This window comes from Paraburkholderia suaedae, assembly GCF_040812055.1.
GTDB lineage: Bacteria > Pseudomonadota > Gammaproteobacteria > Burkholderiales > Burkholderiaceae > Paraburkholderia.
In genome coordinates, this window is sequence record NZ_JBFOAH010000026.1 from 69,322 (window position 1) to 83,417 (window position 14,096).

13 protein-coding genes are annotated in these 14,096 nt (G+C 64.1%); 2 read left to right on the plus strand and 11 right to left on the minus strand.

Annotation, left to right across the window (positions count from 1 at the left end):
* Positions 1-79 precede the first annotated feature (79 nt).
* The 3 genes from ABQJ48_RS28760 to ABQJ48_RS28770 all read right to left on the minus strand — a co-directional run bounded on the left by ABQJ48_RS28760 (position 80) and on the right by ABQJ48_RS28770 (position 2,255).
* Positions 80-964, minus strand: a complete 885-nt coding sequence (locus tag ABQJ48_RS28760) for a manganese catalase family protein (RefSeq protein ID WP_367841342.1) — start codon at positions 962-964, stop codon at positions 80-82.
* A 411-nt stretch (positions 965-1,375) separates the two neighbouring features.
* Positions 1,376-1,783: an Hsp20/alpha crystallin family protein gene (locus ABQJ48_RS28765; protein ID WP_367841343.1), complete on the minus strand. Its 408-nt coding sequence runs from the start codon at positions 1,781-1,783 to the stop codon at positions 1,376-1,378.
* A 28-nt stretch (positions 1,784-1,811) separates the two neighbouring features.
* Complete coding sequence (locus tag ABQJ48_RS28770) at positions 1,812-2,255, minus strand: Hsp20/alpha crystallin family protein (RefSeq protein WP_367841344.1); 444 nt, start codon at positions 2,253-2,255, stop codon at positions 1,812-1,814.
* Between the two features lie 267 nt (positions 2,256-2,522).
* Between ABQJ48_RS28770 and ABQJ48_RS28775 the strand changes: the two genes are divergently transcribed.
* Both ABQJ48_RS28775 and ABQJ48_RS28780 read left to right on the plus strand, forming a co-directional pair.
* A complete protein-coding gene (locus ABQJ48_RS28775; protein WP_367841345.1) occupies positions 2,523-2,906 on the plus strand; it encodes a hypothetical protein in 384 nt (127 codons plus the stop codon).
* 286 nt (positions 2,907-3,192) lie between these two features.
* Positions 3,193-3,780 carry a hemerythrin domain-containing protein gene (locus ABQJ48_RS28780; protein ID WP_367841394.1) on the plus strand — a complete coding sequence of 196 codons (588 nt, stop codon included), beginning with the start codon at positions 3,193-3,195 and terminating at the stop codon, positions 3,778-3,780.
* Between the two features lie 96 nt (positions 3,781-3,876).
* On the opposite strand, the gene ABQJ48_RS28785 is transcribed toward ABQJ48_RS28780, so the two are convergent.
* The 8 genes from ABQJ48_RS28785 to ABQJ48_RS28820 all read right to left on the minus strand — a co-directional run bounded on the left by ABQJ48_RS28785 (position 3,877) and on the right by ABQJ48_RS28820 (position 13,807).
* Positions 3,877-5,283 carry a c-type cytochrome gene (locus ABQJ48_RS28785; protein ID WP_367841346.1) on the minus strand — a complete coding sequence of 469 codons (1,407 nt, stop codon included), beginning with the start codon at positions 5,281-5,283 and terminating at the stop codon, positions 3,877-3,879.
* On the minus strand, positions 5,280-6,284 hold the full coding sequence (locus ABQJ48_RS28790) for a cytochrome c oxidase assembly protein (RefSeq protein WP_473094205.1): 1,005 nt from the start codon (positions 6,282-6,284) through the stop codon (positions 5,280-5,282). Before ABQJ48_RS28790 ends, ABQJ48_RS28785 begins: the two co-directional genes overlap by 4 nt.
* A complete protein-coding gene (locus tag ABQJ48_RS28795; protein WP_367841348.1) occupies positions 6,281-6,625 on the minus strand; it encodes a hypothetical protein in 345 nt (114 codons plus the stop codon). The genes ABQJ48_RS28790 and ABQJ48_RS28795 overlap by 4 nt, the downstream gene beginning before the upstream one ends.
* Entirely contained in the window at positions 6,622-9,255 is a 2,634-nt protein-coding gene (gene ctaD, locus ABQJ48_RS28800) for a cytochrome c oxidase subunit I (protein WP_367841349.1), read from the minus strand. Before ctaD ends, ABQJ48_RS28795 begins: the two co-directional genes overlap by 4 nt.
* The gene (coxB, locus tag ABQJ48_RS28805; RefSeq protein ID WP_473094206.1) at positions 9,252-10,367 is read right to left on the minus strand and encodes a cytochrome c oxidase subunit II; all 1,116 of its coding nucleotides are present in this window, start codon (positions 10,365-10,367) and stop codon (positions 9,252-9,254) included. The genes ctaD and coxB overlap by 4 nt, the downstream gene beginning before the upstream one ends.
* A gap of 306 nt (positions 10,368-10,673) precedes the next feature.
* The gene (locus ABQJ48_RS28810) at positions 10,674-10,934 is read right to left on the minus strand and encodes a hypothetical protein (protein ID WP_367841351.1); all 261 of its coding nucleotides are present in this window, start codon (positions 10,932-10,934) and stop codon (positions 10,674-10,676) included.
* 40 nt (positions 10,935-10,974) lie between these two features.
* Complete coding sequence (locus tag ABQJ48_RS28815) at positions 10,975-13,254, minus strand: FdhF/YdeP family oxidoreductase (RefSeq protein ID WP_367841395.1); 2,280 nt, start codon at positions 13,252-13,254, stop codon at positions 10,975-10,977.
* Between the two features lie 127 nt (positions 13,255-13,381).
* Positions 13,382-13,807, minus strand: coding sequence for a hypothetical protein (locus ABQJ48_RS28820; RefSeq protein WP_367841352.1), 426 nt, complete (start codon positions 13,805-13,807; stop codon positions 13,382-13,384).
* Positions 13,808-14,096 lie beyond the last annotated feature (289 nt).

Sequence of the window (14,096 nt, forward strand, 5' to 3'; positions counted from 1 at the left end):
ATCGTTATCGCGGCAGTGATCCGACGCATTTCCGCAGCCACTTGCACAGTGTTCCCCGTGAGGTGGAACGCTGCGAACCTCACTCGCTTGACGCACCATTCTGACCGGCGCCCAAATCGGCACCCGTCACCGGATTCACTCCGGTCGCGGACGCCGTTCGCGATGCCATTGCGCTCAGCGCACCGACGTCTTTGTCGGAGACCTGAACGCTCGCGAGTCCGTCGCCGCCGTCCACTGCGGGTTGCGGCTTCTCGACGAACTCCCACTCCGGCCCCTCGTTCCACGGACCGCGCGGCGAGTCATCGCCATCCGACATGTTGTAATAGACGTTGGTAAATTCAGGAACGCCCGGCCTCTTGCCTTGCGGGAAATTGGGCTGGATGGAGTGCAAAGCCTTTTCAAAGGACTTTTGATGGGCAATTTCGCGGGTCATCAGAAAGCCGAGGGCGTCTTTGATACCCGCATCGTCGGTCACATTGAGTAACCGTTCGTAGATGATTTTCGCGCGCGCTTCGGCGGCGATGTTCGAGCGCAGATCCGCAGTCGGCTCCCCGATCGTGTCGATATACGCAGCCGTCCACGGCACCCCCGCTGAATTGGTCAGCGCCGGTCCGCCACCGTAAAGCAGCGCCGTGGTGTGCGAATCGTTGCCGCCTGCGGTGAGCGAACGGTACAGCTCGGCTTGCTGCTCGACACCCTCCGCGAGCTGGCCCTTCGCGCCCTTGTTCAGCATCGCGACGATCGAGCCGATGACCTCCAGATGGCTGAGCTCTTCCGTCGCGATGTCGAACAGCATGTCCCGCCGGCCTGGGTCTTCCTCGCTTACCGCCTGTGTGAAATAACGACAGGCTGCCGCCAGTTCTCCCTGCGGCCCGCCGAACTGTTCAAGTAGCAGATTGGCGAGACCCGGATTCGGGCTTGCCACGCGTACTGTGTATTGAAGCCGTTTGTTGTGCACAAACATCGCATATCTCCAGAAAAGGATGGGGTTCGGCCAAGGTCCTTGCGCCGTGAGCTGCGGGACGAACCTCGGGCGAAGGTCGCTCAAATGGACATCCGGCCATGCGGGCGAAGACGAACGCATGGGCCTAATGTCACCGACCTTGGTCTCAGAGCGATGGCTCTGGCGTGATGTGCGCGCAGCACGCACGGGGTTGAGCTGCGCCTGAGCTTTCGCATGCGGCGTGCCTGCTGCGTGATATGACTGTGCGGATAGCGTGGGATCAAACGGGGCGGGAAGTCTCGATTGCACGCTGCCGAACGTGCACGCCTGCGTGTCGCGCAGCGCCTTTACGATGGTATGGGCTCAAGCCGAACGGTGGCGATCTCGCGACCGCCACCGCGACTGTCTCGCTAGCAATGTGGCCAGCGGCTATCAGCCGGTGCTAACCTCCACGCGACGCGGCCGTGCTTCCTCGCGGCGCGGGATCGTCAGTTTGAGTACGCCATCCTTCAGATTCGCGTCGACTTTTGACACATCCAGGTCCGCGCCCAGTGAAAAGGCCCGTGCGAAGTGCGGCTCGCGGATCTCCGCATGCTGCAAACGGAGCCCGGCCGGAGTCGGCACCACGGCTTCGGCCTCGATGAAGAGATTGCCGTCGTGCACCTTCACGTCGAGCCGGTCCTTCGTGACGCCGGGCAGGTCCGCCCACAGCGTCACACCCTGGCTGTCTTCGAAGACGTCCACCGCAGGGGTCAGCGTCACGCGTCGCTGCGGCCGGTCGCCGTCGCGGCGCGATACTGACGTTTCGTCTTTCCTGGCGAGTTCCATCGTGTCGCTCATGATTACCTCCTGTGTTCCGTAATGGGCTTCATTGCACAGCGATCGCCTTGGGCTTCGACGTCTCCCGCTTGCCGACGCTGATGGCGAGGCAGCCATTGGTGTACCGCGCGGTAACCTGGTCCGGATCGGCGTGCTCGGGAAGTTCGATCACGCGCCGAAACTCGCCGGCGAACCGCTCCTGCGCATAGAACCGCGCGTTTTCGTCGGTATTCTCGGGATAGACGGGCTTGCGCTCGCCGCTGATGGTCAGCAGGCCCTTGTCGATCGACACATCGAGGCTCGCGGGGTCGAGTCCGGGCGCGAATGCGACGATCTCGATCGAGTTATCGGTCGAGCCGATATTGACTTCCGGAAAGGCGCCAAGGCGCCCCGAACGGATGCTTGAAGGGAAGCCGCCGAAGAGGCCGGCCATCTGCCGCTGCAGACGGTCGAGCTCACTGAAAAGGTCGGTCCCGAAGTAGAGATCACTCATGGTCGTTTCCTCCTTTAATTCCAGCAGGAAGACGAACCGGCTATGCGCTCCAGTTCGTCTGCCATGCCTCGGGCAAACAAATCGAAACGCAGCGCGCCGTACTGCATGGCGCGACTGCCTGAGCGGAATTTAAGATAGGACGTCCAGCGAAATTTTCAAGGGATTGGCACGACTTTTTGTTCTTGAAATCCATCGCGACAGCCCTATTTTCGCGACGAACCAGAGGCCCATTTTTCACGACAACCTGAAGCACCGCGTGAGGACATCATGGATTTCAACAACGACTGGCTCACTCTCGGCCGGCACCGTGTCCGGCTGACTTCAACCAAGGGTTTTCCGACCGAGACGATGCGTACGGCCGTCGACGTCATCCGGCTGGCGATCGACAGCAACATGAGCGCGCGGGCTCGCCTCGTCGAAGTGGCGTTGAGGCGCGAAAATTCCTATGAGGTTTCGGTGGGCACCACCTTCGCGGACGACCGGCTCTGTGCGCCGCAGCTGGAAGTGGCAATCGCCACCGTGCTGGGTTTATTGCCTGACCAGATCACCATCACGGTGACGGTCGTCACGCAGGAAGAGGTGGACCTGCACTTCGGCGTCTACGAGAGGATGCTTGCCGAAAAGCTTGGAGCGGTGCCTCCAGTGCAGTGATGTGAAGCGCCGTTGATCAGGCGACCGGGTGATGGCGCCCGGCCTACGCAGCGTTGAGCGAAGTCCGGGTATGCGCCTTGCTGCCCACGACCAACGGCCTCATCCGGCGACGCGAATGCGACCGTGGCGACGCAACTGTTGTGCGCCGGCCCCCCCCTATGCGCTATCGCCGTTGAGGACGTCACTCAACCCCGTGGCCAGGGATTCGGCACGGGCGCCCTTGCGCAACCGTCTGCGGACTGATCTTCCGGCGTCTTCATCCCACTGGGTACTCTGGAGAACTGTAATGCCTGAAACCACTTCGATGTCTCCGACCATCACCTCGATGATCCGCCTGGATCATATGCATGTGCTCGCGGCGTTCCATCGCTATCACGCCGAGAGCCCGTGGTGGCGCAAGCGCGCCATCGTGAATTCGGTGTGCGCCGCGCTGGAGATCCACGCGCAACTCGAGGAAGAAATCTTCTACCCGGCGTTGGCCACCGTACTCAGTGATGATCCGACGCTCAGCAAGAGCCGGCCCGAGCATGACGAAATGCGAGCGACCATCGACAGACTGCGCTCGATGGGGCCTGAAAATGCCGCTTACGATGGACTCTTCCATCAGCTGATGAAGGAGGTCATGCATCACGTGGCAGACGAAGAGACGGTCTTGCTGCCGGCCGCCGAGCGCGCGCTCGGCAACGAGCTGCGAGCTCTGGGCGCGAGAATGACACGTCGCCGCATTCAGTTGCTGGGCGAACGGCCGCGCGAAATTGCGGTGAATACCGCCGGCACGTTCCCAGTCGCTACGTTTCTGCTCGCCTCGCTCGCTGTGCTGGGCATCACGCACTGCCTGCCGAAGTCACGAAAAGTCCGGCAGGAAACTTACTGAGCGAATTGCGCGAAATCGAACCGGCCTGCCGCGCCGGCTTGTAGACAAGAACCCGTGTCTTGATGGGCGCGGGGTGCGCCGCGAAGCGCGACAGCGCTATTTATGGATCTTCTCGCGTAGCGCGCTCACGTCGTTTGCCGTGATCGGCTGCGCGTTGTTGCCCCACGCGCCGCGAATGTAGGTGAGTACCTGAGCGATCTCGACATCGGCGAGTGTGTCGGCAAAGCGCGGCATTTGCTGGCGCGGCGGTCCGGTGAGCGTCGACGGACTGTTGCCGCCTTCGACCATCAGGCGAATCAGCGAGGTCGTATCTTCCGCGAGCACCGACGAATTGCCCGCAAGCGCGGGGAATACCTTGGGTACGCCGTTACCCGCATCGCCGTGGCATTGCGCGCAGAAAGAGCGATACACGTTGTAGCCGACGGACAAGGCATCGGGCACACGGCTGCCGTTGAGCGGCTTGCGCGCCACGTCGTCTTGCGGCGCATACGTTCCCGACGGACTGCGCGAAGGCAGCGACTTCAGATAGCGGCCGATCGCGAGCAGGTCGTCGTCGCTGAGGTACTGGGTGCTGTCCTCGATCTGCTCGACCATGCTGCCGTAGGCGATGTCGCCGCTGCCATGCCCTGTCTTCAGAAATGCAGCGATTTCCGGCGCGCGCCAGCGGCCGAGTCCCGAGCCCGGATCGCCGGTAAGATTCGGCGCGAACCAGTGATCGTTCACGCCGCCGGTGAGGAAGGCGGACGACGATTCATCCGTGCCCTGCTCCTGATAAGCGGCTCCGCGCGGCGTATGGCAGCCTCCACAATGGCCGACCGACTGCACCAGGTAGGCGCCGCGATTCCACTGGGCATCGCGGTCGGCACGTGGCCGATACGGCTCGCGCGGCACGAACGCCATTTGCCAGAACCGCAGCGCCCAGCGCTGGTTGAACGGGAACGCAACATCCGACTTTTCGTTCGGCTTCGCGACCGGAGCGACGCCGTGCATCATGTACGTGTACAGCGCATGCATGTCCGCGTCGTCCATCTTTGCGAACGCGTTGTACGGCATCGCCGGATAGAGCCGCTTGCCGCCGCGCGCAACACCTTTGCGCAACGCGCGAGCGAAATCCTCGTAGGTGTACTGACCAATCCCGTAGTTCGGATCGGGCGTGATGTTGGTCGCCATGATCGCGCCGAACGGCGAAACGAGGCCATGTCCGCCCGCATACGGTGCGCCGCCTTGCGCCTCGGTGTGGCAACCGGCGCAATCGCCCGCTTTCGCTATGTACTCGCCGCGCGCCAGCGTCGCGGCATCCGCGCCACTCGCCGTGGGCCGTGCCGAAGCCACTGCGGGCTGTGAAGCAGGCACTGCGCTCGACGCCGCGGAAGTCGACGCACCTTCACTACGCGCGCCGCGCATCGCGACGGCTGCCACGGCTATCGCCACGGCGACCGTACACGCGGCAAGCGCGGCCTCACGACGCGCGCCTCCAAACGAGCGTGGCGTGCGGGGCTTCATCGCGCGCCGTCCTGCGGCAACGCCGCTGCGGGATCGCCGGTCAGGCCCGCTGGCGCGTCGGTCCGCAACCATCGCGCCGCGATCGCGAGGCCGCCGACGAGGTAGACGATCGCAGCCGGCACCCACATGATGAGGCCGCCGGCCTGCTGGTCATGCAGCGGATCGATGCCGAGCGCGCTCGTCGGTTCGACGTACGACGGATACCAGAGTCCCGGCGCGAGCGAAATCAACGCACCCAGCACGCTCGTGTGGACCATCGTCGTGAATACGGACAGCATCGCGTGTCCGCCTGACTGGCGCGACGCGCCGTCGCCGAAGACGGTCCACCAGAAAATCAGCGCGGTCAGCAGAAAACTCGTGTGCTGCAGCGTATGCACCCACGCATGCGAGAGCGCGGCTTCGAACATCACGGGCACATGCCAGCCCCACAGCGCGAGCGCGTGCAGAATCCATCCGGCAAGCGGCGCGGTCAGCCCCCGCCACGCTCGGGCGAAGGCGGGCGCGCGCAGCGCGCGGCCCACCCGCCGGCGCGCGCCATGCGGCAGTGCCCAGATCCAGACGCCGAGCGGGCGTCCCAGTACGAGGAGCGGCGCGGCGATCAACATCATCGTTTCATGCTGGACCATGTGCGCGGAGAACAGCGCCGCCGACAAGGTATCGAGCGGCGAGCACAACGCGAATAGCAGCGCCGTCATGCCAGCCGCAAATGCACTCGCATGCAAGGTGCGAGTGGCGCGACTACGCTGCGAGCCGCGCCGGCGCAGCCGCACATGTCCGATCGCATACGCGAGCGTGCTCGCCAGCATCAACGCGACGACCCACGCGTCGAACGACCAGCCGAATGTCGGTGCGGCGCGCTCGGCATCGGTGAGCACGTGCGCGCATGAGATCGGCGCGTGGGCCAATGCAAGAGCGGCGCCCGCCCATCGGGACGTGACTAGCCGCCTGCGGGCGCAGACGCGGTCGGCGCAGCTGTCTGTAGCGCGAGACCGCGCGATCATCGGCAGGGCGAGAGCAGCCATTGTGGGAACCACATCGTCAACTGGATAACCGCGCATAAAGCGGCGATGAGCATTGCCATCAGCGCGAGAAACGGCTGACGCGCATCGCGGGGAACATAGCTGGCGTTGAACGGCTGCGCTGTGCCGCGCCATAGCCGGTAGGCGAGCGACGCCGCGATGACGGAGAACACGAACGCGACCGCGCTCACCGCGTCGAGCGCCGCGTGCACCCCGGAGGCGCAGACGACATGCACGAGCGCATAGTTGAGGCTCTGGGCGGCGAGCACCACAGCGGGCGCCACCAGCAGACCAAGCCAGATCGAGATGCCGCTGCGCTTCATGAATGCATCCTCGGCACGAGGTAGATCACAACATAGATCGGCAGCCAGCTCAGCACGACGAAGTACCAGTAGATCGCGTTCTCGCTGGTGTCGAGCAGGCGTCTTTTCTCGAAGGGCCCGGTGTAGAGCAGCGTGGCGAGTACGGCGGTATCGACGGTATCGGTAATCAGGTGCGTGGTGTGCAGGCTGAGCAGCAGCCACACGATGGACCCATACGAATTCGCGTACCACATCACGTTGAGCGCGGCATATTCAAAGCCGCGCACGGCGAGAAACGCAAGCGCGAACGCGAGACAGACGGCCATCCACAGACGCGCCCCTTCGCGATCGCCGCGCTCCGCCGCGCGCTTCGCAAGCTGGTTCGGCCACAGGCTCACGAGCAGCACCGCCGTATTGAGCGAACCCCACACAAGCGAGGGCGGTGGCGCGTGCATGGGCCATGCCGCGTTGACCGAACGCAGATAGAAGTACATGCCGACAGCCATCGCGAACACCGTCCCCTCGATCAGCATCAAGCCCGCGGTCGCCCACCACATCAGGCTGCGATGACTGAAACCGAAGCTCGGCAATGCGCGCACGTCGAGCACCGCGGCCACCGGACTGACGCCAGGGCCGGCCGCTTCGCGCGACGACGGATTCGGGTGCAGACGGCGCGCCGCTTTTTGCCCGGCGCTCGAATCGGGCCAGCGCTCGAGGGCGCGCGCGACCTGGTTCTCGCGCCGCCCCGGCCAAAACCAGAGGATCATCGCCACGGCGACCGGCACCGTGCCCCACCATACGGCCGACGGTGTGAAGATCGAGCCGATGAAAAAGATCGTGGTCGCGATGGCACTCAGGAACGGCCAGATCGACGGTCCGGGGAAGAGCGGGCGCGTGTCCGGCCGCGCGTCGAGCGCGCTCGTCGTCAGCACCTCGCGTGCGTGCGCGGCGAGACCCGCCACCGCGTGCGGTGCGCGCTGCGGCTCCCACAACGGCGTGCGGCCGTGGACGACCGGCAGCACGTCGAAATTATGCGGCGCCGGCGGGCTCGGCATGCTCCATTCGAGCGTGCACGCGCCCCACGGGTTCGCGTCGGCCTGCGCCCCGCGCCGCAGACTCACGACCACGTTGACGATGAACAACAGCACGCTCACGCCGATCGTGTACGCTCCCAGCGTCGCGAGCAGGTTCATGCCGTCCCATCCCATACCGGCGGGGTACGTCCACACGCGGCGCGGCATTCCATGCAGGCCGAGCAGATGCATCGGAAAGAACGTCACGTTAAAGCCAATGAAGAACAGCCAGAACTGCCAGTACGCAAGCCGTTCGCCGAGCATGCGTCCGGTGAACTTCGGAAACCAGTAGTGGAATGCGCCAAAGAGCGGAAACACCGCGCCGCCGAGCAGCACGTAATGCAGATGGGCGACGACGAAATACGTGTCGTGCACCTGTAGGTCGAGCGGCACGGCGCCGAGCATGATGCCTGTCATCCCGCCGAGCACGAGGATGAAGAAGAACGCCAGCACGAACAGCAACGGCGGCTTCAGGCTGAGACGACCGGTGAGCAGCGTCGCCAGCCAGCAATAGATCTGGATGCCGGACGGCACCGCGATCATCACGCTCGCCGCCGTGAAGAACGTCTTGCCGAGATCGGGCACGGCCGTCGCGAACATGTGGTGCACCCACAGGCCGAACGCGAGGAATGCGGTGGCGATCAGCGCCAGCACCATCGCGGAATAGCCGAAGATGGGTCGGCGCGAAAAGGTCTCGATGATCGACGACATGAAACCGAGCGCCGGAATGAAGATCAGATAGACCTCGGGATGGCCGAAAAACCAGAACAGGTGCTGCCACAACAGCACATCGCCGCCCAGCGACGGGTTGTAGAACTGCGTACCCACGAGTCGATCGAGAATCAGCGCCGTGCTCCCAAGCATCACCGCGGGCATCGCGAACAGCACCATGAACTGCGTGACGAGCGTGGCCCATGCGAATAGCGGCAAGCGGTTCAGTGACATGCCCGGCGCGCGCATCTTCAGAATCGTCGAGATCAGCACCACCGCGATGAGCAGCGCGGAAAGCTCGGTGAACGTGATCATCTGCGCCCAGATGTCGCTACCCTTGCCGGTCGCGTAGTCGGGGCCCGCAAGCGGCACGTAGCTGAACCAGCCGGAACGTGGACCCGCACCTAGCGCGAAGGCGATAAAGAGCGTCAATCCGCCGAACAGGAACACCCAGTAGGCGTACGCGTTCATGCGCGGAAAGGCGACGCTGCGCGCGCCGACCTGCAGCGGAATCAGGTACATCGCGACGGCCTGCATCACCGGCACGGCGAACAGGAACATCATTGCCGTGCCATGCGTCGTGAAGAGCTCGTCGTACATGTCGGGGCCGACGACGTGACTCGCCGGACGCGCGAGCTGCGTACGCACCACGAGCGCCATCAGTCCCGCGAGCAGAAAGAACGCGAACGTCGTGACCATGAAGCGCCGCGCGATGGACTTATGATCGATCGCGCTGAACCAGCCGATCACGCCCCCGCGGTCGGCCCAGGTGTGCGCGAGCGCGGCCAGCCTGGCGGCGTCGGCGTCCGGTCCGTCCTTGATTTGCGCGACGGCTTCGGGGCCGAGTAGCGGTTCGGTCGTGCTCATTGGAGTGTGGTCAGCCATCGAACGACCGCGAGGCGATCAGCGTCCGAAAGCGGCACCACCGGCATCATCGTGCCAGGCTTGAACGCTTGCGGATCGTGTATCCACGCGGTGAGGTTTTGGGGCGTGTTGGCCAGCACGCCCGCAGCAATCGTCTCCCGGCTCATCAGATGCGTGAGGTCGGGGCCGGGCATGCCCTTCGCGGACGTGCCGCGCACCGTGTGGCAACCCGCGCAGCTGGCGCGCTCGAACACGTCGCGGCCATGAAGCGCGACGGCGTCGGTGGTCTGCGCCGCGGGCTGCGCCTGTCGCGCGACCCAGGCCGCGTAGCGCTCGGGGGGGTCGGCGACCACGAGCATCGCCATCAACGCATGCTCGGCGCCGCAGTATTCGGCGCATTGCCCGCGATAAGCGCCCGCCCGGTCAGCACGAAACTCGATGGTCGTGTCGATGCCCGGCAGCATGTCCTTCTTGCCGTGCAGATTGGGCACCCAGAAGCTGTGGATCACATCGGTCGCCTGCAACGACACGATGACCGGACGCCCCACCGGCACGTGAAATTCGTTTGCGGTGACGAAGCCGGGCTGCCCGCCCTGGGGGCGATACGACGCCTGCCACCACCACTGCGCGCCGACCATATCGATGCGCAGGGGATCGTCGACCGGCAGCTTCGACAACGCGCGGTCAGTCAGCACATCGGCGACGATCAATCCAACGAGCACGATCACCGACAGCACGCTTGCGCCGATAACGACGCGCTTCGTGCGATGCTCGGGCTGCGTGATCGAATTGAGGTCCGGCGCGTGCGTGCCCGGCTGCTGCGTGGCGCCGCCGCGCGTGTTGCGCACCAGCGCGACGAGGGTCGCGAGCAGGACGAGTGCAAAGACGATCCCGCAGACGATCAGCGTGAGATTCCACAGCTTCGCGATATGCGCCGCCTGAACGCCTGCCGGCTGTAATGCGCTTTGCTGCGGCTGCGCCAGGGCCTGCGCCACGTGCGACGCCGCGTAAAGCGAAGCGCCGGCGATCAGGCTCGCGCGTTGGCAGCGAGTCCGAGCGCCAGCGACGTGGCACAGCACGCTCGCGCGAATGGGGGGTCCAACGTCGGCGATCATGTCCGTGGGCGAGCGTTTGAGTGTGCAGGCATCCAGCACTTTCTGTTCCGCGATTGGTGGGACGCTGCGCCGCAAAAATACGCGGCAAAGCGCGCGGCGTCTCATCCGTGAACAACTGCGGACCGATTAGCGATGTCTTCACGCCCGTGGTCGACGCGATTCGCGACGGGCAGTGGCATCGCACATGCGCGAAGCCAAGATCAAACAGGTGATAAAAACGACGCACGATCGGCAAGCACGGCTTCAACTGCTACGCAGCCCGTAGCATCTTGCGCGGCTTCGTTTTTCTGTTGAAAGCTGGACCCGTTACAACGAACGCGGTATTTCGCCTGATTCGTCAGGTTGGTCCCGCTCGTCCGCATCGCCCAGAGCGTGGTCATGCTGCGCCGTTTCCTTCGGCTCGCGCGGCACGACCTTGTCGATGTCCTCGTCGGCGATGTCGTTCAGACGGTTGCCGCCGGGCGCGTGCGTGCCGGACTGCGCCGCAGGATCGCGCTCGGGGTCCGGTTGTGCGATGCCTTCGCGCGCCGTTTCCTGCGGCGATCCCACACTGGTGCCTTTATTCATGACGCTCTCCAACCGTTGTCCCCACGCGCTAGCGATGCTGCTAGACGATACGCACCGGTATCGACTTCGCGCCAGGCACCTTGCTTTCCTTCGCGTAATGCCAAAGCGGCAGCAACGGATTGCACTCCGGGAAGTAGCCCGCAATGCAGCCTTGGGGGATGTCGTACGGTACGATGCGCAGCCCTTCGACCCGGCGCTCGATGCCGTCGTCGGCAATCGTTTGCAGCGTCACGTGGTCGCCTTCGTTGAGCGAATGCGAGTCCATGTCGGCGCGATTCATCAGGATCACCATGCGCGATCCCTTGAGGCCGCGAAAGCGGTCGTCGAGGCTGTAAATGGTGGTATTGAACTGGCTATCCGAGCGCAGCGTCATCAGCCGCAATGCCCCCGGCTCGCGCTCCATCATGTCCGGGTCCTCGCCCAGCGATTCGGGCACCATGAATTCGGCCTTGCCGCTTTTCGTCTGCCATTTGCGCTCGCGTGCCGGCAAGGGTCGCGGAAAACCGCCGGGAGTCCACATCCTTGCCTCGAAGTCGTGAAAAATGTCCGGATAAGTTTCGGCGATCGCGGCGCGCACCCGGCTGTAGTCGTCGCGCCACGCATCCCAGTCCACCGTCGAGCGCCCGTCGAGCGTCGCCTTGGCGATTCCCGCCACGATGGCCTGTTCCGAGCGCGCGTCCGGACTGGCCGGTTCGGTCACGCCATGCGAGCCGTGCATGCAGCCGGTGCTGTCCTCCATCGAGACAGCCTGGTCGCCGTTGGCCTGCCGGTCGATCTCGATGCGGCTCAGACACGGCAGGATATAAGACACGGCGCCGTGCACGAGATGGCTCCGGTTGAGCTTGGTCGCGACGTTGACGGTGAGGCGCAGGCGGCTCCATGCCGGCTCCGTTTGCAAACGGTCCGGCACCGAGCGCACGAGATTGCCGCCCAGGTTGACGACCGCGCTGACGTCCCCTTTCACCATGGCTTCGAATGTCTCGACAATGTTCATGCCTTTTTTGCGCGGCGGCTCGAATGAGAACTGTTGCGCGAGCTTGTCGAGCGGAGCGAGTTCCGGCTTCTCCGTGATGCCTACCGTGCGTTGGCCTTGCACATTGGAGTGGCCGCGCACTGGCGAAGGCCCTGCACCCGGCTTGCCGATGTTGCCGCGCAACAGCAGCAAATTGCACAGCATGCGCACGTTCTGCACGCCCATGCGGTGTTGCGTGAGGCCCATGCCGTAGTGAGCAATCACGGCGTTCGCCTTCATGTATTCGTCCACCGCGCGCTCGAGGTCGGCGCGCGACAATCCGCTCACCTGCTCGATGTCGGTCCATTGCGTCTGTCGCGCAAAATGAGCGAACTCCTCGAAGCCCTGCGTGTGCTCGCGGATGAACGCGTCGTCCACCACACGAGGACGGCCGTCGGCAATGGCGGCATCGTCCGCCGCGATCACTGCCTTGCACAGGCCGAGGATCGCCGCTGTGTCGCCCCCCGTCCTGACCTGGTGATATTGCGTGCTGATCTGCGTATCGGTCGGCGAGAGCATTTGCACGGGCGACTGCGGATTGGTGAAGCTGATGAGGCCAGGCTCGCGCAGAGGATTGAACGTGATGATCGGCACGCCGCGCTTGCGGGCGTCCTGCAGCGGGTGAAGCATCCTGGGGCTGTTGGTGCCGACGTTTTGGCCGAAGAAGAACATCAGATCGGTCTTTTCGAAGTCGTCCAACGTGATGGTGCCCACACCGACGCCGATCGCCGCCTTCAGTCCGACGCTCGAGCTTTCGTGACACATGTTCGAACTGTCCGGCAGGTTGTTCGTGCCATACATTCGCGCGAACAACTGGAACATATAGGACGTTTCGAGCGAGGCGCGGCCCGACGTGTAGAACACGACACGTTCAGGGTCCATGTCCTTGAGCTCGCGGCCGATCTCGTCGAATGCTTCCTGCCAGCTCACTGGCACGTAGCGATCCGTTGCCGCGTCGTAGCGCAACGGCTCCGTGAGACGCCCCGCTTCTTCGAGGTCATGGTCGTGCCACCTGAGAAGCTCGCTCACGGTATGGACGTCGAAAAAGTCGTGCGTGACTCGCTTCGAAGTGGTGTCCCACGCCGTGGCCTTCGCGCCGCTCTCGCAAAATTCGAAGGTGTGCGGATCGGCTGGTTTTGCCCATGAACAACTGACGCACATGAATCCGTCCGGCTTGTTCTGGCGCAGCAGCACGGCGCTGTCTTTCAGCGCGACCTTCTCCTGCGAAAGAATTGCGGCGACCGCCTTCAGCGATCCCCAGCCGCCCGAGGAGTAGGGATACGCTTCGTTCTTTCTTTCCTTGTCCATGGATTGCCCTTGCGCGGCGATGAAATTCTGATGCCTTGGCAGCAAGCCGCGTTCCACTCACGGCTGGCCTCTAGCTTTCGTCGCGCGAGTGCCGGCAATGCACGGAGGGTGCCGATGCGCATATACGTCACTGGTTGCACAAGATGGCTGTCAGCAGCAACGGAACGACCGGGCGAACCGCAGCGGTGCTTCCGGCTTCAGCAAGCCGACGCTTGACGGAATCGGCGGAACCCAGCACCACTACGCCATAAAGCGGACCGGACGGTAGTTTGCCGGCGCCGGTCTTGAACATCGGATCGCCCGGTTGATAGCCGAAGACCGCACGCACGGGAAGGCCGAAAGCGGTCAGGCCGGCGTCGCGGGCCGGGCGGAACGCGTTGACCGAGTTGGCCTCCACACGCATCGCGGGCGTCTCGATCGACTGACCGTTGACCAGACCCGCGACGAAGTCGTGCGCGTTGCCGTCGCAGGTTAATTGATCGTCCAGCGTGTGACCGAAAGCCGCCGCTGGAAAAATGACAATGACTACCAGAAGCCTGAAGATTTGTCGCATTGCATACGTTCCCATAGTCTTTCCGATGACTGTGGAGCGTCACCGCCCGTGCGGCGCTGCTCCAACGACGTGCCGATGCCGGACGCCATCGACGCCTAGCATTCTCCGTACCGACGCGTCGCTAGTGCTTCATTGCAATGTCCCGCACCCGCTTTCGTGCGAGCGTAGCACCGTTTACTGCGCGGATTATCGGTGGCGCGCATTGGCTGCGGCCTGAAGGCGGCGATATGATGAGACGTCGTTGGCCCATCCAGCGAGATCGCAACTTACCGTCCGGATGCGTCGACGC

Bases quoted from the DNA above. Each gene is read 5' to 3' on its own strand.
- ABQJ48_RS28760 (WP_367841342.1), bottom strand. From the start codon at position 964: ATGTTTGTGCACAACAAACGGCTTCAATACACAGTACGCGTGGCAAGC.
- ABQJ48_RS28765 (WP_367841343.1), bottom strand. From the start codon at position 1,783: ATGAGCGACACGATGGAACTCGCCAGGAAAGACGAAACGTCAGTATCG.
- ABQJ48_RS28770 (WP_367841344.1), bottom strand. From the start codon at position 2,255: ATGAGTGATCTCTACTTCGGGACCGACCTTTTCAGTGAGCTCGACCGT.
- ABQJ48_RS28775 (WP_367841345.1), top strand. From the start codon at position 2,523: ATGGATTTCAACAACGACTGGCTCACTCTCGGCCGGCACCGTGTCCGG.
- ABQJ48_RS28780 (WP_367841394.1), top strand. From the start codon at position 3,193: ATGCCTGAAACCACTTCGATGTCTCCGACCATCACCTCGATGATCCGC.
- ABQJ48_RS28785 (WP_367841346.1), bottom strand. From the start codon at position 5,283: ATGAAGCCCCGCACGCCACGCTCGTTTGGAGGCGCGCGTCGTGAGGCC.
- ABQJ48_RS28790 (WP_473094205.1), bottom strand. From the start codon at position 6,284: ATGATCGCGCGGTCTCGCGCTACAGACAGCTGCGCCGACCGCGTCTGC.
- ABQJ48_RS28795 (WP_367841348.1), bottom strand. From the start codon at position 6,625: ATGAAGCGCAGCGGCATCTCGATCTGGCTTGGTCTGCTGGTGGCGCCC.
- ctaD (WP_367841349.1), bottom strand. From the start codon at position 9,255: ATGAGCACGACCGAACCGCTACTCGGCCCCGAAGCCGTCGCGCAAATC.
- coxB (WP_473094206.1), bottom strand. From the start codon at position 10,367: ATGATCGCCGACGTTGGACCCCCCATTCGCGCGAGCGTGCTGTGCCAC.
- ABQJ48_RS28810 (WP_367841351.1), bottom strand. From the start codon at position 10,934: ATGAATAAAGGCACCAGTGTGGGATCGCCGCAGGAAACGGCGCGCGAA.
- ABQJ48_RS28815 (WP_367841395.1), bottom strand. From the start codon at position 13,254: ATGGACAAGGAAAGAAAGAACGAAGCGTATCCCTACTCCTCGGGCGGC.
- ABQJ48_RS28820 (WP_367841352.1), bottom strand. From the start codon at position 13,807: ATGCGACAAATCTTCAGGCTTCTGGTAGTCATTGTCATTTTTCCAGCG.